Annotated in this window: 18 protein-coding genes and 3 tRNA genes; 16 read left to right on the top strand and 5 right to left on the bottom strand. The window is 44.4% G+C overall.

What is annotated here, in order from left to right:
• Positions 1-2 precede the first annotated feature (2 nt).
• Positions 3-1,163 carry an aminotransferase A gene (locus NV379_RS04430; RefSeq protein ID WP_258206046.1) on the top strand — a complete coding sequence of 387 codons (1,161 nt, stop codon included), beginning with the start codon at positions 3-5 and terminating at the stop codon, positions 1,161-1,163.
• A gap of 128 nt (positions 1,164-1,291) precedes the next feature.
• On the opposite strand, the gene NV379_RS04425 is transcribed toward NV379_RS04430, so the two are convergent.
• A complete protein-coding gene (locus NV379_RS04425) occupies positions 1,292-2,434 on the bottom strand; it encodes an N-acetyldiaminopimelate deacetylase (RefSeq protein WP_258206045.1) in 1,143 nt (380 codons plus the stop codon).
• Between the two features lie 20 nt (positions 2,435-2,454).
• Positions 2,455-3,174, bottom strand: a complete 720-nt coding sequence (gene dapD / locus NV379_RS04420) for a 2,3,4,5-tetrahydropyridine-2,6-dicarboxylate N-acetyltransferase (protein ID WP_258206214.1) — start codon at positions 3,172-3,174, stop codon at positions 2,455-2,457.
• Between the two features lie 391 nt (positions 3,175-3,565).
• On the opposite strand from dapD, the gene pyrR reads away from it, so the two are divergent.
• From pyrR to NV379_RS04370, 10 genes are all read left to right on the top strand, one after another.
• Positions 3,566-4,099, top strand: coding sequence for a bifunctional pyr operon transcriptional regulator/uracil phosphoribosyltransferase PyrR (gene pyrR, locus NV379_RS04415; protein WP_258206044.1), 534 nt, complete (start codon positions 3,566-3,568; stop codon positions 4,097-4,099).
• A 12-nt stretch (positions 4,100-4,111) separates the two neighbouring features.
• Positions 4,112-5,020 carry an aspartate carbamoyltransferase catalytic subunit gene (locus tag NV379_RS04410; protein ID WP_258206043.1) on the top strand — a complete coding sequence of 303 codons (909 nt, stop codon included), beginning with the start codon at positions 4,112-4,114 and terminating at the stop codon, positions 5,018-5,020.
• 83 nt (positions 5,021-5,103) lie between these two features.
• The gene (pyrC, locus tag NV379_RS04405) at positions 5,104-6,387 is read left to right on the top strand and encodes a dihydroorotase (protein ID WP_258206042.1); all 1,284 of its coding nucleotides are present in this window, start codon (positions 5,104-5,106) and stop codon (positions 6,385-6,387) included.
• Between the two features lie 38 nt (positions 6,388-6,425).
• Positions 6,426-7,604, top strand: coding sequence for a glutamine-hydrolyzing carbamoyl-phosphate synthase small subunit (carA, locus tag NV379_RS04400; protein WP_258206041.1), 1,179 nt, complete (start codon positions 6,426-6,428; stop codon positions 7,602-7,604).
• Positions 7,591-10,797 carry a carbamoyl-phosphate synthase large subunit gene (gene carB / locus NV379_RS04395; protein WP_258206040.1) on the top strand — a complete coding sequence of 1,069 codons (3,207 nt, stop codon included), beginning with the start codon at positions 7,591-7,593 and terminating at the stop codon, positions 10,795-10,797. Before carA ends, carB begins: the two co-directional genes overlap by 14 nt.
• A gap of 89 nt (positions 10,798-10,886) precedes the next feature.
• Positions 10,887-11,624 carry an orotidine-5'-phosphate decarboxylase gene (gene pyrF, locus NV379_RS04390; RefSeq protein WP_258206039.1) on the top strand — a complete coding sequence of 246 codons (738 nt, stop codon included), beginning with the start codon at positions 10,887-10,889 and terminating at the stop codon, positions 11,622-11,624.
• A gap of 54 nt (positions 11,625-11,678) precedes the next feature.
• Complete coding sequence (gene pyrE / locus NV379_RS04385; RefSeq protein WP_308860246.1) at positions 11,679-12,320, top strand: orotate phosphoribosyltransferase; 642 nt, start codon at positions 11,679-11,681, stop codon at positions 12,318-12,320.
• A 1,370-nt stretch (positions 12,321-13,690) separates the two neighbouring features.
• The gene (locus NV379_RS04380; RefSeq protein WP_258206038.1) at positions 13,691-17,995 is read left to right on the top strand and encodes a DUF4855 domain-containing protein; all 4,305 of its coding nucleotides are present in this window, start codon (positions 13,691-13,693) and stop codon (positions 17,993-17,995) included.
• A 329-nt stretch (positions 17,996-18,324) separates the two neighbouring features.
• Positions 18,325-18,684: a BlaI/MecI/CopY family transcriptional regulator gene (locus tag NV379_RS04375; RefSeq protein ID WP_258206037.1), complete on the top strand. Its 360-nt coding sequence runs from the start codon at positions 18,325-18,327 to the stop codon at positions 18,682-18,684.
• Positions 18,681-20,132 carry a M56 family metallopeptidase gene (locus NV379_RS04370; protein WP_258206036.1) on the top strand — a complete coding sequence of 484 codons (1,452 nt, stop codon included), beginning with the start codon at positions 18,681-18,683 and terminating at the stop codon, positions 20,130-20,132. The genes NV379_RS04375 and NV379_RS04370 overlap by 4 nt, the downstream gene beginning before the upstream one ends.
• 620 nt (positions 20,133-20,752) lie before the next feature.
• On the opposite strand, the gene NV379_RS04365 is transcribed toward NV379_RS04370, so the two are convergent.
• Both NV379_RS04365 and NV379_RS04360 read right to left on the bottom strand, forming a co-directional pair.
• Positions 20,753-21,025, bottom strand: coding sequence for a hypothetical protein (locus NV379_RS04365; protein ID WP_258206035.1), 273 nt, complete (start codon positions 21,023-21,025; stop codon positions 20,753-20,755).
• A gap of 19 nt (positions 21,026-21,044) precedes the next feature.
• Positions 21,045-22,421 (bottom strand): dipeptidase, encoded by a 1,377-nt coding sequence (locus NV379_RS04360; protein ID WP_258206034.1) that lies wholly within the window; start codon positions 22,419-22,421, stop codon positions 21,045-21,047.
• A 178-nt stretch (positions 22,422-22,599) separates the two neighbouring features.
• Here NV379_RS04360 and NV379_RS04355 point away from each other — a divergent pair, with 178 nt between their 5' ends.
• From NV379_RS04355 to NV379_RS04335, 5 genes are all read left to right on the top strand, one after another.
• On the top strand, positions 22,600-22,764 hold the full coding sequence (locus NV379_RS04355; protein WP_258206033.1) for a hypothetical protein: 165 nt from the start codon (positions 22,600-22,602) through the stop codon (positions 22,762-22,764).
• Between the two features lie 78 nt (positions 22,765-22,842).
• Positions 22,843-22,919, top strand: a tRNA-Met gene (locus NV379_RS04350).
• A gap of 33 nt (positions 22,920-22,952) precedes the next feature.
• Positions 22,953-23,026 (top strand) — tRNA-Ile (locus tag NV379_RS04345).
• 124 nt (positions 23,027-23,150) lie between these two features.
• Positions 23,151-23,236: transfer RNA gene (locus NV379_RS04340), tRNA-Leu, on the top strand.
• Between the two features lie 181 nt (positions 23,237-23,417).
• Positions 23,418-23,867 (top strand): hypothetical protein, encoded by a 450-nt coding sequence (locus NV379_RS04335; protein ID WP_258206032.1) that lies wholly within the window; start codon positions 23,418-23,420, stop codon positions 23,865-23,867.
• Positions 23,868-23,917: 50 nt separating this feature from the next.
• On the opposite strand, the gene NV379_RS04330 is transcribed toward NV379_RS04335, so the two are convergent.
• Positions 23,918-25,069: a hypothetical protein gene (locus tag NV379_RS04330; RefSeq protein WP_258206031.1), complete on the bottom strand. Its 1,152-nt coding sequence runs from the start codon at positions 25,067-25,069 to the stop codon at positions 23,918-23,920.
• Positions 25,070-25,161 lie beyond the last annotated feature (92 nt).

Raw genomic sequence — 25,161 nt, 5'->3', positions numbered from 1 at the left:
ACATGGAACATCTTATTAATCCAAGGGTAAAAGAGATTCAAATTTCCGGTATCCGTAAAATTGCGAATCTCATTAGTCAATATGATAATGTTCTTTCTTTAACAATTGGTCAACCTGACTTTCCAACGCCGGAACATATTCTGGAAGCGGGTATTGAAGCGATTAACAATCACAAGACGGTCTACACACCGAACCATGGGTTGTTAGAGCTCCGCAAGGCGGCAAGCCGTTTCATGGAGCAAAAATACGGTCTTATGTACAAAGCAGAAGATGAGATAATCGTGACGACAGGTGCGAGCGAGGCGCTTGATATTACACTTCGCACCATTCTTGAAGAAGGTAGTGAAGTGATTCTTCCTGCACCGATTTATCCGGGTTATGAGCCATTAATTCGTCTAGCAGGTGGCGTGCCTGTACTTGTCGATACGACAGCACATGAGTTTAAGTTAACAGCAGAGCTGATTGCAGCGAATTTGTCGGAGCGTACAAGAGCAATCATATTGTGTTATCCTTCGAATCCGACAGGTCAACTACTGAATGCGGACGATTTGCAGGCGATTGCTAATCTTCTACGCGACAAAAATGTATTTGTCATCTCCGATGAAATTTACAGTGAACTGATCTATGGGCCGAAGCATCATTCGATTGCAACGATTCCGGGTATGCGTGAGAAGACGATTGTTATTAACGGATTGTCCAAATCTCATTCGATGACAGGATGGCGTATCGGATTCACATTCGCTCCTATAGAGCTGACGCAGCATATGGTGAAGGTGCACCAGTACAATGTCACTTGTGCAAGTTCGATCAGCCAATATGCAGCTTTGGAAGCACTGACGAATGGTGTTGACGATGCAGAGCCGATGAAGATCGAGTACAAAGCGAGATTGGATTTTGTGTATGATCGCATGGTATCTATGGGCTTTGAAGTGGTGAAACCTGAAGGGGCATTTTACATTTTCCCATCGATTACGAAGTTCGGATTAAGCTCGTTAGACTTTACGATGAAACTGCTTGAGCAGGAGAGAGTCGGCATTGTACCTGGAGATGCGTTCTCCGCTTATGGAGAGGGCTATGTTAGACTTTCGTATGCATACTCGATGGAAGTTCTAGTAGAGGCGATGGAGCGCCTAGAGCGCTTTGTGAGGTCTTTAGAGGCGTAGATGTAACAGAAGCAATAAAGAAGACCAACCAGTGCGTGTAATTGGGTGGTCTTTTTTACTCTTAAAAGAAAAGCGCAAAAACCTTCAATACAAAGGATTTTACGCTAATCATAAATAGGCATGCAAATTTATGCATGATTCTGCATAGATTTCCAACTGATATATTCGCTCATGAGGCGAATCGCTTGTTCAATCGCACCCTCATCAGGTTCAAGCTTGGCGTGATGCAATCCATAGGGTGTATCTACACCTAGCCAGAACATGAATCCAGGGATTTCATCAAGGAAATAACCATAATCCTCACCAGTCATCGCTTCGCGGCAATGAACGACCTTCATCAAGTCTTGTTCTTCTACAAAATTCATAAATTCACTAGTCAATTCTCCATTGTTGTACACTTGGCGATAATTCGCACCGTAATCGATCATAGCTTCACAGGCGAAACCCACTTCAATTCCTTTGACAAGAGCTTCGATTCTAGACTTTACAAGTACCATCGTATCTGCAGAAAGTGTACGAATCGTGCCTTCCAGTCTTGCTTTTTCCGCGATAATGTTCTGCTTCGTACCGCCTTCAATTTTACCTACTGTAATAACAGCGGAGTTTAGAGGGTCGATATTACGCGAAATTATCGTCTGGAACTGAGTCAGCAATTGAGCAGCGGCTACGACCATATCGTTGGCTTGATGCGGATAGGCAGCATGTCCACCTTTACCTTTGAGATCGATAAACAGCTCTGACGTATTGGCAAATAGAATGCCAGGTCTCGTCGCAATGGTACCGACTGGATATTCCGGCGCAACATGCAGCGCGAATATTTGATCAGGTTTCCAAGCTTTGAACTGTTCACTTGCTAGCATCGGCAGGGCACCACCAGGACCTTCTTCAGCAGGTTGGAAAAGGACAACTAAATTGTCTTTAATCGCATTTTCCACAAAATGAGTGAGAACCCCGAGTCCAATCGTCATGTGCAGGTCATGTCCGCAAGCGTGCATAAACCCTTCATGCAAGGATTGGAACTCATAAGACGTGTCTTCCTTGATTGGAAGCCCGTCCATGTCTGCGCGATAGCCATACGTCATCTTCGGGTTTGTTCCAAGAACTTTGACGAGAATGCCTGTCTCCCAAGTCTGTACTTCTAAGCGATCTTGTGGAAGCTTAGTGATATAGTCGAGAAGAAAGCGCTGTGTCTTGAATTCTTGGAATCCAGGTTCTGGAATTTGATGCAGCTCTCTACGAATCGCCGTATAACGGCTTGTTGCGGTTTCCACTAGAGTAACCTCCTTCGCAATTACAGCTGACGAAGTTCTTGCATGATTTCTGTCTTGGATTTTGTTTTAGCGTCTACATTTTTAATGATCTTAGCAGGAGCGCCAGCAACTACTGCGTTCTCAGGAACGTCAGCAACAACGATTGCACCAGCAGCTACTACAGCACCTTGTCCAATGCGTACGCCTTCAAGAACGACTGCGTTAGCACCGATTAGTACGTTGTCTTCAATAACTACAGGTTGTGCGGAAGGTGGCTCAATTACGCCAGCAAGGACGGAACCTGCGCCGATGTGGCACATGTTACCAACTTGTACACGACCACCGATTGTTACGTTCATATCGATCATTGTGCCAGCACCTATGCTTGCACCGATGTTAATTGCTGCACCCATCATGATAACCGCGTTGTCGCCGATGGATACTTTGTCACGAATAACTGCACCTGGCTCGATACGAGCGTTGATGCCTTTCATATCTAGTAATGGAATAGCGGAGTTACGACGATCGGATTCGATCTCATAATCTGCTTCGTTTGCTTGGTTTGCTTCGAATACAGGCTGAATGTCTGCCCACTCACCGAAAATTACACCGCTGTCTCCTGAGATGAATGCTTTTACATTGTCGCCGTAGTTAAGGCTAGTTAGAGCACCTTTAATGTATACTTTTACTGGTGTTTTCTTTTTGCTGTCACGGATAAAATTAATGATTTCCATTGTGTTCATTTCACTCACGAATGTCATCTCCATTCAATATTATTAGAAACTTGGGACTAACTTGATTATGCATTGATTACATCTTTATAGCATAAAAGAAATGTTCAATCAATGTAAGAATAGATTTCATGAGGTGAAATGATATTGGCTTGTTGACTTTTCTTGTCGAAAGTGCGATAATCTCAGTAATCGAAAAGTACCTTTAAAAACAGTCCAGAGAGGCTGGCAAGGTAAACGCTACAGTATTTAGGGTCGGTTCACGAATGTGAATCGAGCATCTGAGTCTGTCTAGACGCGTGTCTAGATTGTGAACAGATGGATTTGACCTGTCTAAAGTAGAGCTCCTTGCCATTATGGTAAGGAGCTTTTTGTTTTGCAGTCAATAACTGTTGTGTAATTATCTAGGAGGTGCCTATCAATGGCTGAAAAAACGCATTCTTTAATGGATCAAATGGGGATTCGTCGAGCGCTGACACGTATTGCGCATGAGATTTTGGAAAAGAACAAAGGGGTAGATGATTGTATCCTAATCGGAATTCGAACGCGAGGTATTTATTTGGCTCAGCGAGTAGCTGGATTAATCGAAGAGATCGAAGGAGTAACACTCCCAGTAGGAGAGATCGACATCACTTCTTACCGAGATGATCGTGTGCAAGTTCAATCCGTAGAAGAAATCTCAAACGGACTTAACCTTCCGATTAAAGACAAGAAAGTCATCCTGTTCGATGATGTGCTCTTTACAGGACGAACCGTGCGTGCAGCCATGGATGCGCTAATTGATCTAGGCAGACCTGGAATGATTCAACTTGCAGTACTTATTGATAGAGGACACCGAGAACTTCCGATTCGACCTGACTACGTAGGTAAGAATGTTCCTTCATCTAAACTTGAGTCAATTGAAGTCTTACTTCACGAAGTCGATGGTCAGGACGCTGTAGTGATTCAAAACTAAGGGGGAAATAAGATGAGCACGGTACACACAATGATAGGGAAGAGCCTTTTAGGGCTTAAGGACATGAGTGCAAGTGAGCTAGTGAGTATATTGGATCGTGCTGCTTATTGGGAAAACCACCCGAACAAGATTTCTAATGTCATGAACGGCAGATTCGTTGCGAATCTATTCTTCGAGAACTCAACAAGAACGAGGGTTTCATTCGAAATTGCGCAGAAGAGATTAGGTGCGGAAGTGATCAACTTCTCAGCTGCTGAATCTTCTGTGCAAAAAGGAGAGTCCATCTACGATACGGTGCGCACGATTGAATCCATGGGCATGGAAGTTGGCGTCATTCGACTGAAACCAATCGGCTTACTACCTGAGCTTGCAAGACGAATTAAAGCTCCGCTAGTTAACGCGGGTGATGGCAATAACGAACATCCAACACAAGCATTGCTTGATATATATACAATGCGTAACCATTTTGGCAGCATAAAAGGTCTGACTGTTGCGATAATTGGCGATATTCTGCACAGTCGTGTTGCACGCTCAAACTTATGGGCACTGCGCACATTAGGAGCGAAAGTCGTATTCTGCGGACCACAAAACATGCAAGCTCCGGAACTTAATGAGTTTGCAACATACGTAACGATGGAAGAAGCGCTGAAGGCAGATGTGGTCATGATGCTGCGTGTCCAACTAGAGCGTCATGTGAACGGAGAATTACGCTCCGCTGATGAATACAGAGCGAACTTTGGACTAACAGTAGAGCGCGCTGGAAGAATGGCACCACATGCAATCATTATGCATCCCGCACCTGTGAATCGTAATGTAGAGATCGATGACGAGCTAGTTGAACATCCGAAGTCAAAGATATTCACACAAATGAGTAATGGCGTTCCAATCCGCATGGCTGTAATCGAACGCGCTTTGGGCTAGACAATCGGTCAATAAAAAGGTATCTTATTATTAATAATTATCAATAAACTTGCATATTTATACAAACATATCGGAGGTCAACAATGGGAATTTGGATTTTAAACGGAAATGTGGTTGATGGACAGAATACGCAGCAGAAGAAACACATTCTAGTAAATAACGGAATCATTGAGACAATCCTACCGGGTGATGAAGCACCAAATACAGCAGGTCACGAAGTGATCGATGCAACGGATAAGCTGGTGTCCCCGGGATTCATTGATATGCATGTACACTTACGCGAACCAGGTTTTGAACATAAAGAAACAATCGCAACAGGAACGCGCTCCGCAGCTCGCGGCGGATACACAGCAATCGCTTGTATGCCAAATACACGACCTGTTATCGATACACCTGAGACAGTAAAGCTTGTTCTGGATAAAGCAGCAAATGAAGGTTGTGGCGTACACGTACTTCCTTACGGAGCGATTACGAAGAATGAATTAGGGCGTGACCTAACTGACTTCGACGCTTTGAAAGAAGCGGGTGTGGTTGGGTTTACAGATGACGGTGTAGGCGTACAGAACGCCCAGATGATGAAGAACGCGATGTATAAGGCAAAGTCGATTGGGATGCCAGTCATTGCACACTGTGAAGATGATTCCTTAGTTGAAGGTGCTCCGGTTACCGAAGGTGCTTTTGCTAAGAAACATGGACTCAAAGGTATTCCGAACGAATCCGAAGCGATCCACGTTGGACGCGACATCTTATTATCTGAAGCAACAGGCGTTCACTATCACGTGTGCCATGTATCTACTGAACAATCCGTTCGCTTGATTCGCCACGGGAAGTCAATCGGAGTTAAAGTGACTGCAGAGGTTTGTCCGCACCACTTGTTACTATCAGATGAAGACATTCCATCTCTAGATGCGAATTGGAAAATGAACCCTCCGCTTCGTACTCCGCATGATGTGGATAAAATGATCGAAGCATTAGAAGACGGCACGATTGATATGATCGTAACCGACCATGCACCACATAGCGCAGAAGAGAAGGCTAAAGGCATGATGGCAGCACCATTCGGAATTGTCGGACTTGAGACAGCATTCCCACTTTTGTACACAAAGTTTGTAGCAACAGGACGCTGGACACTTGAATTCTTGATCGACAAAATGTCTACAAAGCCAGCTGAAGTGTTCGGCTTACCGTGGGGTGTGCTTGAAGTGGGTCGCCCAGCAGATTTAACAATCGTAGATTTGGATACAGAAAAAGAAGTGGATCCGACGCAGTTCCTAAGCAAGAGTCAGAATACACCATTCGGTGGTTGGAAGCTTAAAGGCTGGCCGGTAGCAACAATCGTGAGCGGCAAAGTAGTTTGGTCCGAGTAGAACAAGCTTTGATATAGATGGAGAAGGGGTTGAGCAGCATGCAGGCAAAATTATTGCTTGAAGATGGAACGTTGTTCGTAGGTAAAGCGTTCGGTGCGGAAACAGATTCCGTTGGTGAGGTTGTATTTAACACAGGAATGACAGGTTATCAAGAGGTATTATCTGATCCATCTTATTGTGGACAAATCGTAACGATGACATATCCTTTGATCGGAAACTATGGGATTACACGCGATGACTTTGAATCAGTACGCCCATTCATTCACGGCTTTGTAACTCGTCGTCACGAAGAAGCACCAAGTAACTGGAGAGCACAATTAACGCTTGACCACTTGCTTAAAGAGTATGACATTCCAGGTATCTCTGAGATTGACACGCGTATGTTAACTCGCATAATCCGTCAGCACGGTGTAATGAAAGGTCTAATCACAACTTCAGATAAATCGGTAGCAGAATTGCTTGAGATGATGAACAAAGAACCGCTTATGCGCGACCAAGTGGCTCGCGTATCAACAAGCAACGTGTTCAGCGCACCAGGCAACAATGAGCGTGTTGTACTCGTTGACTTTGGAGCAAAAAGCGGAATTGTTCGCGACCTATCCAAGCGTGGATGTGACGTAGTAGTCGTTCCACAAGATGCAACAGCAGAGCAAATTCGTAAATTAAATCCAGATGGCGTTCTTCTATCGAACGGCCCTGGGGACCCGAAAGACGTTCCTCATGCAGTGACAATGATTCAGGAACTTCTTGGTGAAATTCCACTCTTCGGAATTTGCTTAGGTCACCAGCTATTCGCACTAGCTTGTGGTGCAGACACAGAGAAACTGAAGTTCGGACACCGTGGTGGAAACCACCCTGTTAAGGATCTTCGCTCTGGTCGTTGCTTCATTACATCACAAAACCATGGCTACACAGTAAATGAAGAGTCCGTGGCAGGCACTAGCCTAGAAGTGACTCACATTAATAATAATGATCGTACAATTGAAGGATTGCACCACCGCATTCACCCTGCATTTTCGGTTCAATATCACCCAGAAGCAGCTCCAGGACCATTCGATTCATCCTACTTGTTCGATGACTTTATCGAGATGATCCGTAAATTTAAAGAAGAACACCCAGAAGCACCACGACAAGCCCAAATGTTAGCGTCTTGGCAGCAATTGAACGTACAGAGCGCGCCTGCAGCGAAAGGAGAACTTCACTATGCCCAAAAATAATGAACTTAAGAAGATTCTAGTGATTGGCTCCGGCCCAATCGTAATTGGTCAAGCAGCAGAATTTGACTATGCAGGTACACAAGCGTGTCAAGCGCTTAAAGAAGAGGGAATGGAAGTTGTTCTAATTAACTCCAACCCGGCAACAATTATGACAGACACGAACATGGCAGATAAAGTATACATCGAGCCAATTACACTTGAATTCGTTACACAAATCATTCGTCAAGAGCGTCCAGATGGACTTCTTCCAACACTAGGCGGTCAAACAGGTTTGAACATGGCTGTTGAACTTGCTCGTGCAGGCGTTCTTGAACAAGAGAATGTAAAATTGCTGGGAACACAGCTTTCTGCAATTGAAAAAGCAGAAGATCGCGACCTTTTCCGTGACTTGATGCGTGAACTTGAGCAGCCGGTACCTGAGAGTGTGATCGTAACAACTGTTCAAGAAGCGGTTGAATTCGGCAGAGAAATCGGCTACCCAATCATCATCCGCCCTGCATACACACTGGGTGGTACGGGCGGTGGTATCTGTGCAACAGAAGAAGAGTTGATCGAGACTGTAGCATCCGGTATTCGTTACTCGCCAATTGGGCAGTGTCTAGTTGAGAAGAGCATTGCGGGTATGAAAGAAGTCGAGTACGAAGTAATGCGCGATGCGAACGACAACTGTATCGTCGTATGTAATATGGAGAACTTTGACCCGGTTGGCGTACACACAGGTGATTCCATCGTAGTAGCACCGAGCCAAACCTTATCTGATCGTGAATATCAAATGCTGCGTTCTGCATCACTTAAAATCATTCGTGCGCTTAACATTGAAGGTGGATGTAACGTACAATACGCACTTGATCCGCACTCATTCCAATACTATGTTATTGAAGTAAACCCACGTGTAAGTCGTTCGTCTGCACTAGCATCTAAAGCAACAGGTTATCCGATTGCGAAGATGGCAGCGAAAATTGCGATGGGCTACACACTTGATGAGCTTGTAAACCCAGTAACAGGACAAACATATGCTTGCTTCGAGCCTGCGCTTGATTACATCGTATCGAAAATTCCTCGCTGGCCGTTCGATAAATTTACGGCTGCAAACCGTAAGCTCGGTACACAAATGAAAGCGACTGGCGAAGTCATGGCAATTGGCCGTACGTTTGAAGAGTCGATGCATAAAGCAATCCGCTCCCTTGAGATCGGTGTTCACCGTCTATGGCTTAAGGAAACGAATCTACTTGACCAAGAAACACTTGAAATGCGTCTTATGAAACCAGACGATGAGCGCTTGTTCTTACTTGCAGAAGCTTATCGCCGAGGATATACAATTGAACAACTTCAAGAGCTTACGAAAATTGATTGGTGGTTCTTGCATAAGCTTGATCGCATGATTCGCTTCGAAGAGCAAATAGTAGGCGAGCTTAACGCAGAACTTATGCTTGAGACGAAGCGTATGGGCTTCACAGACCGTGCAATCGCAGAAATTCGTACACAAGCAGGATGCACAACATTAACGAAAGAAGCAGAGGTACGTGTATATCGTCTAAGCCTGAGTATCAAGCCAGTATACAAAATGGTTGATACTTGCGCAGCAGAATTCGAAGCAACAACACCTTACTACTACTCGACATATGAGCAAGAAGACGAAGTGCTTGAGACAGAGAAGAAGAAAGTAATCGTGCTTGGTTCCGGTCCAATTCGTATCGGTCAAGGTATCGAGTTTGACTACTCGACAGTTCACGCGGTATGGGCCATTCAAGCTGCTGGTTACGAAGCAGTTATCATCAATAATAACCCTGAAACGGTATCTACAGACTTCAGTACATCCGATCGTCTGTACTTTGAGCCATTGTTCTTCGAGGACGTAATGAACGTGATCGAACGTGAAAATCCAATCGGTGTAATCGTACAATTCGGTGGACAAACAGCGATTAACCTTGCTGCTCCGCTTGCAAAAGCTGGCGTCAAAATTCTAGGATCTGACCTAGAGAGCATCGATGAAGCTGAAGATCGTAAGAAATTCGAAGCACTGCTAACTCGCCTTTCTATTGCACAACCAGCAGGTGAGACAGTAACTTCTGTTGACCAAGCAGTTGGTGTTGCATCAAGACTTGGATACCCTGTACTTGTTCGCCCTTCCTATGTACTAGGCGGACGTGCAATGGAGATCGTATACTCCGATGAAGATCTTCTAAGCTACATGGAGTATGCGGTGAAGATTAATCCTGAGCATCCGGTTCTAATTGACCGCTACATGTTGGGTAAAGAAGTTGAAGTAGATGCAATTTGCGATAAGGAAACAGTCCTAATCCCAGGTATTATGGAACACGTAGAGCGTGCGGGAGTTCACTCTGGTGACTCTATCGCAGTATACCCACCACAAAACTTGTCGGATGAGCTGAAACAGAAAGTTATCGACATTACGATCAAGATTGCTCGCGAGCTTCGCGTAGTCGGACTGGTTAATATCCAATTCGTAATCTTTAAGAATGAAGTGTACGTGATCGAGGTTAACCCTCGTTCATCCAGAACGGTTCCATTCTTGTCCAAAGTAACCAATATTCCAATGGCGAACGTAGCAACACGTGCGATCATGGGTGAGAAGCTTACGGACATGGGTTATGAAACAGGTCTATGGAAAGAAGACACGATGGTATCCGTTAAAGTACCGGTATTCTCCTTCGCTAAATTGCGCCGTGTAGATACAACGCTTGGTCCTGAGATGAAATCAACAGGAGAAGTAATGGGTCGTGATGTTAACTTTGCAAAAGCGCTGTACAAAGGCTTGATTGGCGCAGGGATGAAGATTCCATCTGCAGGTACGATCATTGCAACGGTTGCAGACAAAGACAAAGAAGAAGCAGTTGAAATTTTGAGAGGTTTCGCTAGAATCGGTTACAAAATCATGGCAACAGGCGGAACGGCAATTGCGCTGCAAGAAGCTGGTCTGAACGTAACCGTAGTGAACAAATTAAGCGATGGTACACCAAATATCTTAGATATGATTCGCGGTGGGCAAGCACAGTTTGTTGTCAATACACTAACTAAAGGCAAGACACCTGAGCGCGATGGATTCCGAATTCGTCGTGAAGCAGCAGAGAACGGTGTAGTATGTATGACATCACTAGATACAGTACGTGCGCTGCAAAACATGCTTGAAGCAATTAACTTCGCTTCACGCCCAATGCCAGCACACTCATAATTAAATGATAGGAGCGGGGGCAGGATTGTGTCGATTGACGCAATCAGGTACCCCGCTCACTTATGGATATCGAAGGGGGAGCAAATAAGATGTTAACTACAAAAGATGTTGCAGGACGGATCATGGTCGCACTGGATTTTGCGAGCGTGGATGCAGCTGAGAAATTAATTGCTGAACTGAAAGGTATTCCATGTTATATGAAAGTCGGTATGCAGCTGTTCTATACAGCAGGTCCAAGCTTTGTAGCGAAGCTTAAAGAACAAGGCTATCATGTGTTTCTTGATTTGAAAATGCACGACATTCCGAATACGGTAAAAGGTGGTGCAGAGAGCATCACATGTCTTGGCGTAGATATGTTCAATGTGCATGCAGCTGGTGGTAGGGCGATGATGGAAGGCGCACTTGAAGGTGTTGATAAAGCACTAACAGGAATCAATGGTGCGAAAAGTCCAATCGTAATTGGCGTGACACAGTTAACATCTACAAGTGCGGAAGTGCTAAATCAAGAGATCGGTATTGCAGGATCTGTTGAGGATTGTGTGATCCGCTATGCAGAACTAACGAAAGCTGCTGGACTACACGGCGTAGTTGCGTCTCCTCTTGAGGTAACGGCAATTAAAGCCGCTTGTGGTGAGTCGTTTATATCCGTAACCCCTGGCATTCGCCCAGCAGGAGCAGCAATGGGTGATCAATCACGTGTCATGACGCCTGCAGAAGCATTTGCACAAGGAACAGATTATGTGGTAATTGGTAGACCAATTACAGCAGCGCCAAGCCCAAGAGAAGCAATTGAGTCTATAATTGATTCCGTACTTGTAAAAGCATAATTTATAATACTACGACTTTTGAGGAGGTCATTTACGATGACACAGGTTAACGAGATGAATGAACTAGATCAAATCGCAAGAGGAATTGCAGCGGCATTATTAGAAATTGAAGCAGTTGCTCTTCGTCCACAAGAGCCTTTCACATGGACTTCAGGTATAAAATCTCCGATCTACTGTGACAACCGTCTAACGATGTCCTACCCAGAGATTCGTGATTTGATCGCTTCTGGTTTCGCAACGTTAATCGAACAGAAGTATCCAGATGCTGAAGTTGTTGCAGGTACAGCAACTGCAGGTATTCCACACGCAGCTTGGGTTGCACAAAAGCTTGGTTTACCGATGATCTACATCCGTGATAAAGCGAAAGGTCACGGCAAGCAAAACCAGATCGAAGGCGCACTTAAGCCAGGTCAAAAAGTGATCGTGATCGAAGATTTGATCTCCACTGGCGGCTCTTCCATTAAAGCAGCTCAAGCGGTTAACGAAGCTGGCGGACAAGCACTAGGTGTTGCAGCAATCTTCACTTATCAATTAGATAAGGCCGTTCAAGGCTTTGCAGATGCAGGAATTGCACTTGATACATTGTCTAACTATTCGATCTTACTTGAAGAAGCTGTTGAACTTGGCAAAATTAGTGCAGACGATCTAGCATCCTTGCAGTCTTGGAGACAAGATCCAACTTCGTATGGTGTGTAATCGTTGAAAATAAAAAGGCTTCCCATATGGGCAATGTCATAAGTTAAGCTCAAAGAAAAAACGGGAATAAGAATAAATCTGAAACGGCGTGGGACAAAGTCCTACGCCGTTTTTTTTTTGTGCAAACATGGAAAAATGCGTACAGCAAACAAAGCGGATACAATATCCGCTTAAAAAATGTTCATATGAAACGAATTATGCTAATCTGTAGACGAAGCTAACAGCTGATTTTTATCGGATTTTTCGCGTGTTCTTCTACCTGGTCGAATGGGTCGAATCGGCAAAATGTTATTGCGAATCAGAGCTTCAACATCGAGCAGGGGTTTTATCCATTTGGGAAATGACTACTGTAAATCTCGGGAATAGCCTTGACCTCTTTGGTTTGTTTTTTGGTGAGTATCAGATGAATGTCACGATCAAACGCTCCGCATGCGGGCAACCTCAAGCCCGAAAGAATACCACTCGAATCCAAATCCTTTACCCGTATGTCGTAATTCCACCCTTTACGCTCTATATGCGCGAAATTGTTGTAACTTCATAACCTCGATCAGCTATAACGATGGTTTTTCCCTTGATGGGGGAACGACCAACCATCGCAGCTAGCGCCCTTCTCTCACTGCATAACCTTCGTGGCTTAACAATGGCATCTACGTAAAGCCTGTTGCACAAGTCATAGGCTGCGTTCAAATGTAGGAGATTATAACCTTTCGTGTCCGGTTGATTTTGAAAATAAAATAGCTGTCTGTATCCGCAGAGTCCGTTACGATGTGCAAATCCGAACCGTCAACGGCAAGTAGTTGATACCCACGATAGTGCTTGAGACGGCAAGATTTTATTCCTCTGTTGAACAAAAATAGACGTGGTTGCGGTGTTTACGTCATAACCTGCTCTTGTTCTTGACTTTAGACTCTGTGCCTTAACTTAATAACATTGCCCTAAAGGGTGCTCTTTTTCTATGTTTCAAGGTAAAGAATAGGGCTCATTGCGGTTAGAAATCCTTAATAACACTGGCTTTATAAGCAACGTTGGATCTATGTAGTATGATTGTCTCGGATACCTTTTTTAAATGTAGACGACTCCAGTAGAAATATAGTCTAGTCTTATAGACTTAGTAGGTTCGGAGGATATGTCAAGCTCAAACGGTATTTCCAAGGGACAGGTAAACAAATGTATACGAAAGGTAATAATTTATCTCTTTGAAACAAGGGTAAAGTTTCATAATGTTACAGTAAGGACAGTGCTACAAGCTTCTACGACGTGTCGGAATCACGGAAAGGAGGAAAGAGCATCAAGATAAGCTTGAATGGAAAAGACGTACCATTGAAAGTTTGATGTTTCTTGACTCAAGAATCGGAAGGGAGTTAGCATTTATGAGAAGGAGTAAAAGATGGGCAGCTATCGTCATGGTTGTAACCCTTTTAGTCACAATGATACCAGTCGCGCAAGCGGCAGAGTCGCTGCCGCCTACACAAACAGAAGAACAGACGCCATTGGATCCGTCAAGCGGAGTTGATCCGATGAACCCGGTAGAGGTCCCTGATCCAATCGACCAACCGGGAGAGTCCGTTCCGGATGGGGGTGCGGAAGGTGTGGTGTCGGCCGAGGATGGGTTAATGGCAGCAACGCGTAATCTCGCAGCAGGGCTCTCTTATATGTGGTCGGAAGACCCGGAAGCATCCTATCTGGATGACAGCAACAAACTTACGGATGGCAAATATGGGGCATTGAATATTTCAGATCCAGCATGGGTTGGACATCTCAAGAAGAAAACGCGCGAAGTGGTGTTTGATTTAGGGGAGAAGAAGTCGATCTCGAACATTAAAGCGCATTTTCTACAGGATTGGCCAACCAACAATGTACTATTACCTTTGACGGTCTCGATGTACGTCTCTGATGACAAGATGAATTGGGGATTACTCAAAGATAACGCGACCCAAGTGCTATGGATCGATGGACTGCACGATGAGACCTACCAATGGGATGGACACAAGGATGGTATTAAGAGCTTAAGCTCCAATCCGAATGCAAAGTTAGCTTATGCTCAATATGTGAAAGTCACATTCACCATGCATACGCGAGCAATGACTTTCGTGGATGAGATCGAAATTCTCGGTGAAGACGGTAAAATTGCTGGAGCGGAAACGGTTCCAACGCAGCAGCCTAAATTTTTAGCGCCGGGTGAAGCCACGGCGGGAATTAAAAATCTTGGATTGCTGTATAACGGGCAATATTCGGATAATTTGGGAACATGGACGAAGGAACGAATCATTCCGAATATCAGTTATGTGGATAATACAGGGAAACCTGTAGACTGGCTGTTTGACGGTGTCCTTTATCTCGGGATTAACCCACCAACGCCGAATCGTGATTTTGGCGGAAGGGCGTACCTGGAAGACTGGAAATGGTATCTAGAGAAAACCTTCGCGAATAACGGCGATATGGACCAGTTGAATGCAGCGACAATGGAAGTTGCAACAGCGTTGAAACAGCCAGGAAATAAGGAAAAGGTTATCCTTATGATCCCAGACCCAGGTGAGTCGATCGAGAACTTTGGTGCTATCGATGTCAATGGCGAATCTTTAAACTTCAATGCTTCTGATGTTGGCGAAGAGAAAGCGCTTACGAATCGAGAAAAGGCAGTTCAGTGGTGGTTGCAGCAAGTAAAAGATGAGTGGGAAGCCAAGCAATATTCTAATCTTGAGCTTGTGGGCATGTACTGGCTGGAAGAACAAATCAGCACAAGCTCGACAGGACCGGATTTGCTTCGTTCCGTGAGTCAGAGTGTGCATGACATGAAGATTGCTAATATGAACTTAAAGTTTTTCTGGATTCCGCACTTCTTCGCATACAAGAGCTACATGTGGAAAGATGTTGGGTTTGATGCGGTCACGATCCAACCTAATTACTTCTTCGAGCCGACAGACTATGAGCGCTTGGAAGATGCAGCGAACCTCGCGAAGCAGTATGGAATGTCCAATGAACTCGAGTTCGATGATCGGATGCTGAAGGATGGCGTGTTCCGTGAGCGGTACATTGATTATCTGAACAGCGGTGCTGCAACGGGGCTGATGAAAGAGGGCTTCAAATCCTACTACCAAGGGAATAATGCCGTCTATGATAGTGCGGTGAGTAAGGACCCTGCCACACGAGTTCTATATGATTGGCTGTATCAGTTCGTGAAAGGTGACTACAAAATCAACAATGCATTGCCTTCAGAGTTGGAAGTTCAAATGAACGGAAAGCCGTTCCAAAGCGGTGAAACCCTGCCGGACAGCCAATCCGTTTCGTTTACATGGAAATTAAAACAGGATGATGGACTGACGAAAGTAACGGCAAAGTTTGATGGAAAGGTGTATACTGCAGGCGATGTCGTTTCTCTAGCGGGCAAGCTCGGCAAACATGAGCTGGTTATTACTGCAACAGGGGGCAAATTGAAGAAAACATCCTATGTAATTGAAGCAACAACCAATGCATCCGGAATCAAAGCGTTAGTCGATCGTTTTGATCAAGATAAACAGTTTACGAATGCTGCTGTAGCGCCTTCCTTAAGCAACTATCTGGAAATGATGAAGCGCTTCGAAGGAAAAGATCCGGTGCAAGTAGCTAAATATCTAAGAGGCTTTAACGCAAAGTTGGATGAATTCAAGGAAGCGGGCACGATGAAAGATGAGGCGTTCAACACGCTTAAGGAAAGCGTCTATTATCTCACAGGCAATTTGGCGCAGAATAAAGCGGTAGAAGCTTCGTCAACCGAAGGCAACAATCCCGATTACACACCAGCAAAAGCCATCGATGGATTCCCTGCTTCGAGATGGTCGAGTGAGATTGTGGATAATACCTGGTTCCAGGTTGATCTCGGTGAGCCAACATCGATGGATACGGTTCGAATCGATTGGGAATATGCTCGTGCCGATAAATACAAACTTCTTGTATCTGACGACAAGCAGAAGTGGACCAATGTCATACCAAATGACGAAACCATTACGGCGCATGATGGTAAAGAAACCGTTCAGTTCAACCCGGTCAAAGCGAGATACATCAAACTCCAAGGAATTAGCAGAGCTACCGATTATGGGTATTCTATCTACGAATTTGGTATCTATAACCTCTCCGGAGCCGTGGACGTGAAAGCCATTGATGGTCTGCAAGCAACGGTTGACGCGGCAGTGAAAAAAGTAACGCTAGCCGGATTAGTGATGAATGGCGACCTTGCAAAAGTGAATTTGAAAGTATTGGATCCGAAAGGCGCGGTTCATTACGAAGCTCAGACGAAAAGTACAGAAACGGGAAGTTTCCAATTTACATTCACACTTATGGGTGATGTAGAAGGAACCTACGTAGCGTATCTATCCACGGATGGTATGAATGAGCATGAGAAAGTGACCTTTGATTACAAGAAAGCAAGCACTGACGAAGGCCACAGTGGCCCTGGAAGCAGCGAAGGTGACGGAGTTCAGATCGTTGGAGCTCCAAATCCTGATGGAATCCAGCCGCAAGCGGATGGTTCAGTGAAAGTCATAATGAGCTCTAAGCTCGAATCCGATGGAAAAACGGCAGTCGGTGCGATAGGTGAGTATGAAATGCGGAAAGCGATGTCGCAAGCGAAAGCCAATCAAGATGGCAAGCTGAAAGTTAAGATTGAGCTGAAGAACAACGGTAATGCAGCGAATTATGCGCTGGATCTTCCAGCATCGTTCTTTTCTAGCTATCCGAACCTGTTGATTGAGGTCAGTACGCCGAAAGCAATCATTGTCCTTTCGGGTCAGATGTTCACGAAATCGGCAGAGCTTGGTAAGCAGGTGCGCTTTATCCTTGGTGAAGGAGATCGCAAATTACTAAACAAAGCGGCGCAAGCTCAAGTCGGCAACAGACCGTTCGTCGTGCTAGAGGCAAAGATGGATGGTAAGTCAGTCGCGTGGAAGAATGAGAAGGCGCCTGTGACCATCATCATTCCATACGTACGCCCTAACCAAGAAACAGTTTCGAGAATCGGAATGTTGTCGATTAACAATCAAGGTGCGGCTGCTGTGATTGCGGGAGCAGCTTATTCCGATGCTAGCAAGGGAATTCGAATCCAAACCGATCACGCAGGCATGTATGCGGTATTCTACGATCAATCTGCAGCGCAGTTCGCAGATCTCGATAAGACCGCATGGGCACAGGAAGCAGTGGAGAAATTAGCTGCCTTAGGTGTCGTGAAAGGAACATCGGCGACAACATTCAGTCCAGCTGAACAGGTGAGCCGGGCAGACTTTATCCTCATGCTGGTGAGAGCACTTGATTTGAAGTCGGAAGCGAGTGCTGCATTCACAGATGTTCAAGCGCAAGATTATTATTATGAGGCTGTATTAATCGCGAAGCAGTTAGGTATCGTTATTGGCGTGGATGGTGATAAATTCGCACCGAAAGACAATATTACACGACAAGACATGATGGTGATGGTAGCGCGGGCGTTGAAGGCAACGAAAGCGAAGGAGATCACAGGAGATCTCACAGCGTTTGAAGGCTTTAAGGATGCAGACAAAGTATCCGATTATGCAGCAGGCAGTATTGCGGCCATGATCGAGCAGGGTCTGATTCAAGGTGATGGGGGAATGATACATCCACAAAACAATACTACCCGTGCTGAAACAGCTGTGTTCCTGTATCGGTTATTGAATTTTCTATCCGAGTAACAGAGGATAGACCATGAATAAAGGATGTTTCGTAGTCATAAGTGATCGAAATGTCAGTCAGTAGCGTTGATGGACGTTATTGACGTTAGGTTTTTTAAGTCATATTCCCATGCTTTCTTAGCATCGCGTGTCGGCGAATTGTGGTTTTGCACAGCCACGGCTCGCCTCCACCATGTAAATCCACAACCGTATGAGGTTGTGGATTTTTGCTTTCTATTAGTATTCAATAACTATGTATCCGACTCTTGACAAGTGAGGTTTACTACAATAAACTAATTGTTGAAAGGGTTTACTGCAATAAACTCATCAAGATCAAGGGGGCGATCAGAATGGAACCGTACAAATTGTTCGATGCCGAATACAAATTTGCATGTTTGATTTGGGATAATGAACCCATTAATTCTACAGAACTTGTAAAGCTAAGCCAGACAAAGCTTGGCTGGAAGAAGTCCACGACCTATACAGTTTTAAGAAAGCTGTGTGAGCGGGGAATCCTTAGGAACGAGGAGGCAACAGTCACTGCCATTGTTAAAAAAACAGATGCGCAGAAATACGAAAGTCAGACGGTTATTGAAAAAGCATTCAATGGGTCTTTGCCGCAGTTTTTAACCGCTTTTCTAGGTGAAAAGAAACTGTCTGAGGAGGAAGCTGAGGAGTTGAAGCGTATTATTGAGGAGGCAACTAGATGACGAAACTGTTTCTTATTATTTTAAATATGAGCATTACGGCAAGCTATGTTGCACTTGCGGTTATCATCGCGAGATTACTTTTGAGGCGCGCTCCTAAAATATTCTCCTATATCTTATGGTCGGTCGTAGCCATCAGACTCGTAATACCCGGTAGTTTCACTTCAAGTCTCAGTCTATTACGACTGGTACAGCCCCAGGCCAAATCTGGCACAGGCATCATGGAGTTTGTGCCGCAGGATATGGGGATGCTGAAAAATCCTGTTGTAGACGCTGGTATTAGAGGGATAAGCAGCTTTGTAAATTCATCTCTTCCAGCTGCTGCCCCGATGGCAAGCACAAATCCTATGCAACTCATCATGTGGATCGGATGTATAGTCTGGATCACGGGCGCAGCCATTCTCCTTCTTTACAGCGTTACTTCGTACTTGAAATTGTTGGCCAGAATCCGAACGGCGACCCTCGTTAAGGATAATATTTTTGAGACTGACCAGATTGCCACACCTTTTGTCTGTGGTTTTCTGAAGCCGAAAATATACATTCCGACCGGCCTGAGTGAGCATGAGCTATCTTACATTTTACTGCATGAGCAAACTCATATCATAAGACGAGATTATCTGATAAAACCTTTTGCATTTATGATGCTTATCGTCCATTGGTTTAATCCGCTTATGTGGCTGTCTTATGCGCTCATGAGTAAAGATATGGAAATGTCTTGCGATGAGCGTGTCGTGGGCAAAATGGGGGACCAGATTAAAGCAAGCTACTCAACAACCTTGCTATCTCTTTCAGTAAGCAAAAGCGGGTTACCAACCGGTAGTCCGCTTGCCTTTGGTGAGAGTAATGTTAAGGCAAGAATAAAAAATATTCTCACTTATCGTCAGCCCTCTTCTTGGATGGTTGCATGCTCTATGTTCATTATTGCAGCCTTGGTTATAGGATGTACAGCCAATCCTAAGCCTTTACAGCAATCATCGCAGCCATCCTATTCCGGATTTAATATGGATAAAATTATGGAGAACAAAACACTTTATGTGGGTAACCATGCAAAGGTAGGCGGTCTCATCAGTGGAATGCCCAAGCCAATAGGTTTTGAAGGTAAAGGGATTGAACTTCAAACGAAGGCTCAGCCTTATGGATTGATCATCAATTATATAATGAATGACTCTACTGATGTGTTAAAAGAGGGGGCAATGAGCGTCGAATCTTTTTATCATAATTCCATTCTGCTCTTAAGCCTGATTGATAACGTCGATAGTATTACCACTTCGATTGTTGACAACACGGGTCCAAATGATGGGGTAGCTTATAGGTTTACGTTCACAAGAGAACAGGTCGACAAAGTGCTTGGAGAGGATGTCCGGCATTATGCCGCAGACGAAACAAGCCTGAGGCAACTGATCGATCGTTTAAACAGTCTGCCCAATTATGAAATCAGTAACACCATCTAATGTATATCCAAGTAAATAAAACTCGAGCGATGGACACTTTAAGGTGGTCACACTCGGACTTTATAGGGAGGTCAGCTTCAGCGTGCGGGAATCGACGCGGAGTGTCCACCTACATAAACGAGGGCGAGTTCGTTGCGGTTAAGTGATGTTTGCGTTGAGCGGAAGCTTGAAAAGCGCGACATTGCCGTCAAAAACGACCTTTCCGTCATTAACGCCATCCGTTAAGCCGAGCGCTTATGAATACAGGGATTTATCGGCGGTCGGGGAGAATGAGCTTTCAGATATACGCAGAATAAAAATGGGATTTGTATTCCAATAGCCGACGGCAAGATTTTATTCCTCTGCTGAACAAATTTACGTCATAGCCTTGCGATTCCAAGAGTTCCTTATATAGGATGTTACCACCCATGGAGATCAGGAGCTGCATAACCGTTTCAAAGGGCAGCGTTTTATCAAGGGGCTTCGCCACACATTTCTAACAGCTTTTCAAGTTCTGTTTTTCTTTTTCGCACGCAAAAAAAGAGCGAGCTATCTTTTCGATAACCTGCTCTTGTTCTTGACTTTAGACTCTGTGCCTTAACTTAATGACATTCCCATATAGGAAGCCTTTTCTCGTGCAATTATTCAGATGGAAGTTCATCTGGTTGTGGTGTTTGAATGCGACCTTGCTGTTTCCAATAGCGAATGGAGGCTTCGATGACGGATGAAATAACCATCGAGAAGAACAACCATTCAATCTGTAATAATTGATAGCCCAAGATGACAAGAATGACGAAGAAGCAGGCAACAAGGGCAATTTTTTGAATCGGAGCTACTGGCAATTTTCCAATTAGATGCGGTACACCAATAACCATGATCACGAATATTAACGCGGTAATAATCTGCATAACCATGTGTGACTCCTCCTCAAATTTATTTTAACTCTAGCTCTGCGACATTTTGCAAGTAATAGCTTGTTGTCTCAAGACCTTTTGCAAAGTTGCCTAGATCAAAGTTCTCGTTGGGTGCATGTAGATTCTCACCTGGTAAGCCGAAGCCCATGAGGACAACAGAAGCTTCAAGCAAGCGAGAGAATGATTCAACAATTGGAATGGACCCACCGCCACGTACATAGATAGCAGGCTTGCCGTATGCTTTCTCGTAAGCATCTGATGCCGCACGAACAGCAGGGTGATCAATTGGTGTCATATATGGATTGCCTCGTAATACTTTCTTAACGCTTACTGTAACGCCTGTTGGGCAGTGCTCATGAATATGACGTTCTACCTTATCTAGAATATCGTCTGGCTTCTGAGGTGGCACAAGGCGGCAAGCGATTTTAGCGGATGCCTGACAAGGTACGATTGGTTTAATTCCCTCCCCTTGGAAGCCACCAGTTACAGAAGTAATTTCTAGTGTAGGGCGAGCTGTCGTGCGTTCAACAAAAGAGTAGCCTTCTTCTCCATAGAGTGCTTTTAGTCCAAGACTTTCTTTCACTTGATTCTCATCAACAGGCTGCATACTGAAATTGTGACGTTCTTCATCACTTAAGGGTTCAATACCTTCATAGAAACCTTCTACAGCGATACTGCCATCAGCAGAATGTAAGGAACTGAGTAGATCGGTTAATGCATGAATGGCATTCGGAACACCACCGCCAAAAAGTCCAGAATGAAGATCACCGTTAGCGGCTTGAACATGAATTTCAAGTCCAGCTACACCGCGAAGTCCATACTCAATGGATGGCTGACCATCAGCAATCATAGGACCGTCTGAGATCAGCACGATGTCACAGCTAAGCTTCTCTTTATTTGCTTCGAGGAATGCAGGTAGGTTAGGGGAAGTAATCTCCTCTTCACCCTCGATACAGAACTTCACATTTACCGGTAATTTACCGTAAGTATGTAACCAAGCCTCAACAACTTTAGCGTGAATGAAGAGCTGCCCTTTATCGTCAGTTGCCCCACGAGCATAGATTTTACCGTCACGGATTTCCGGCTCGAATGGTTCGGATTTCCATAAATCTAGTGGTTCAGCAGGTTGCACATCATAATGACCATATACGAGAATAGTTGGTTTGCCTTCGGCATGAAGCCAGTCTGCGTACACAATCGGGTGACCTGCTGTTTCGATGACTTCAACATTCTCCATACCTGCAGCACGCAAAGAATCAGCCGTCCATTTCGCACAAGCGTGCATATCCGATTGATGCGCAGAAAGCGCACTTACGCTTGGAATGCGCAAATATTGTTTAAGTTCTTCAAGAAAGCGTGATTCATGCTCTTTAAAATAAGATAAAATTGCGTCCATTCTAATGATCTCCTTTAAACTTCAAATCTAACGGTTAATTCCTATCATCGCCATTATACCGAATTTTGTTATATTCAACAATTTGTCATGTGCATTTATTATGGCATATGTTTCATTAATTTGATGCAGTTTGGGTTAAACTACTCATTAACGAACATCAAGTTATGGAGTGATATGCATGAACTGGGTTTACTGGGCTAAATTATATGATAGTAAATTTCAAGCAGGCTGTTTGGCAAAACGAATGGAAGAAGACTGGTGGATCTATGGTTATGAGTGTCCGCGTGATGTGCAAGTGTTTAGATCGAGGAAGGGTAGATTCGGTGTTCGTTACAGTAATTAATATTTCCTGAAAAAATAACTTGACTGTGTAGTGTAATATCTGTTATATTATTACTTGTCGCTAAGTTGGCGGTAACGTCGCGGGGTGGAGCAGCTCGGTAGCTCGTCGGGCTCATAACCCGAAGGCCGCAGGTTCAAATCCTGCCCCCGCAACCAAATTTCATACGCTTGATCCAAGCCTATTATTGTGGGCCCATAGCTCAGTTGGTTAGAGCGGTCGGCTCATAACCGATTGGTCGGGGGTTCGAGTCCCTCTGGGCCCATTTTTATCTATTACATAGGTAACTCTCTGAATCTAGCAATTGCAATTAGAAATAATGCTTGAATTAATAAAGACTTTGTGCTATAATATAGTTCGTTGATCTTTACTAACTAGATTCAACTCAAGCCGGGGTGGCGGAACTGGCAGACGCACAGGACTTAAAATCCTGCGGTAGGTGACTACCGTACCGGTTCGATTCCGGTCCTCGGCATACTGATTTTTTAAAAATAACGTATTACTTCGTTCTAATGGAGCGTTGTAGTACGTTATTTTTTTATATTGTGGATTCGACAAACTTTTCGAACTTGTATATTTTTACCTAGTCATTGTATATGCGGGTCTATATAATAGACACATATGGTATAGATTGGATGATGTGGGGTGAGATCGGATTGTCGAAAAAAATATTATGGCTTATTCCAATTGCATTAATCGTTTTTTTTGCCTATCAATTAAAAAATGATGCAGAAAAAGACAAAGCAGAGGAGATTCGGGCAGCAGCAGCCTTTGAGGCGTATAAACGCGAAAATGATCTAGTAAGTATGGATCTAAATGAATTCCATAATTATTATTTAAGTAAGACTACTGCACAGCGCGACATGCTAGTGGACTCCTTAAAAGGTAAGTCTGTAGAGTGGACAGGGAAAGTGGATAATGTGGAGAAAGGGGAAGTTCGTGTTGTAGTGAACAAGAATATATCATTCTATGCACAATTTTCTGAATCAGATACGCAAGATCTAATTGAATTAAATCGAAATCAGAAAGTTACCATTCGGGGTAAATTGATTAGAACAGGAATTCTTGCGAACTGGATTATTGGTGAGGCTAAAATAATCAAATGAATAATATCCCTCTAGCATTAGTTGCTGGAGGGATATTTATATTGACCCACTTATTTCTTCTTACTCGGCACATGAATGTCCTGAATGACCCAATGGCCTGGAAGAGAAGGATGCACCATGAGAAATTCGAGTGAACCATACTTTTTATTGCCGTTCTTGGCATTGGTTAATGAATAGCGGATCTGCGAAGAGATTGTTGTTTGAAATGGTTCGGCTATCGACTGGATGGCATCTACTTTCTTCTTAGTTGGTTTAGAAGTTCGAATAGCTGAAGCAAAAGGAATTGTCGTCACTTTCGCACTCGGTTGACCTGTTACCGCTGCATAAATCGCGGCGTCCTGTCTGTTAATCGCAATTGTCCACAGCTCCATAAGCTGTACCGGAGTTAAAGTGGCAAGATAATCAGGTAGCTGTCCTGCTGCCATATAGGTCATGGCTTGATGTGCGGTGTCCAGCGTGAGATTACCATGAGTTACACTACCCGCAAAATGGATGCAGAAGTGACCCTTGAAGTCATTATCCGGTATGCCATCACCGCCATGAGGCATGCCATGCATGGAACCTGCATAGAGGCTTCCCTCGTGTTTGATTAGCACAGCACGTCGTAGCCAGCTCCACTTACCACCGTATATTTTTTTCATGATGGCGGAGTCTGCTTTCGTTAAGGGCTGGACGTCTGCATGTGAGCTGCCAGCTCGCCGCTGTCCCTGAAACTCTTGCCCGGTCTCTAAGTCTTTTATCGTAAATTTGGCGTATTTGGGCAATAGAACGTGAATTTCCTCCCATTTAAGCAGCTTGCCATAGTGCTTAGCATGTAGAGCTGCTGCTTCGGTGCGCAGTTTGCTCATGATCGTGTGATCGAGCTGAAGCATCGTTCCTTTATCAAGATCCATGACCTCGCCTTGTTGCGTCACTGCATAGGAAGGTTGAATCAGATTATTTGTAAAAGAAAGATACATGTCAGCATAAGGAGCGGGGAATGGAATTGGTTTTTGAGCGGCTAGCTCCAAATCTTTTTGCAGATGACGAATATGAATTTCTTGAGTCGTTCGATATGTTGCTGTAGGTGAAGATTGGACGGTTAGATTGGCTGTATCGGAGTCATTAGCTGCAACCACTACGGGTAGGAAAGTTGTACATAACATGGATAGCAGCACGATACTGCCTAATTTTCGGAACCATGGAGATTGGATATATCGCATCGCTTTGCACGCCCTTCATCATTTTCCATATGCACACTAGTTTTTGTCATAAATCCACAAATTATTTAGAAAACTTGGTACAATGATTACAG

It is taken from the genome of Paenibacillus radicibacter, from assembly GCF_024721995.1.
Taxonomy (GTDB): domain Bacteria; phylum Bacillota; class Bacilli; order Paenibacillales; family NBRC-103111; genus Paenibacillus_AM; species Paenibacillus_AM radicibacter.
This window is presented reverse-complemented; position numbering and strand designations above follow the sequence as displayed.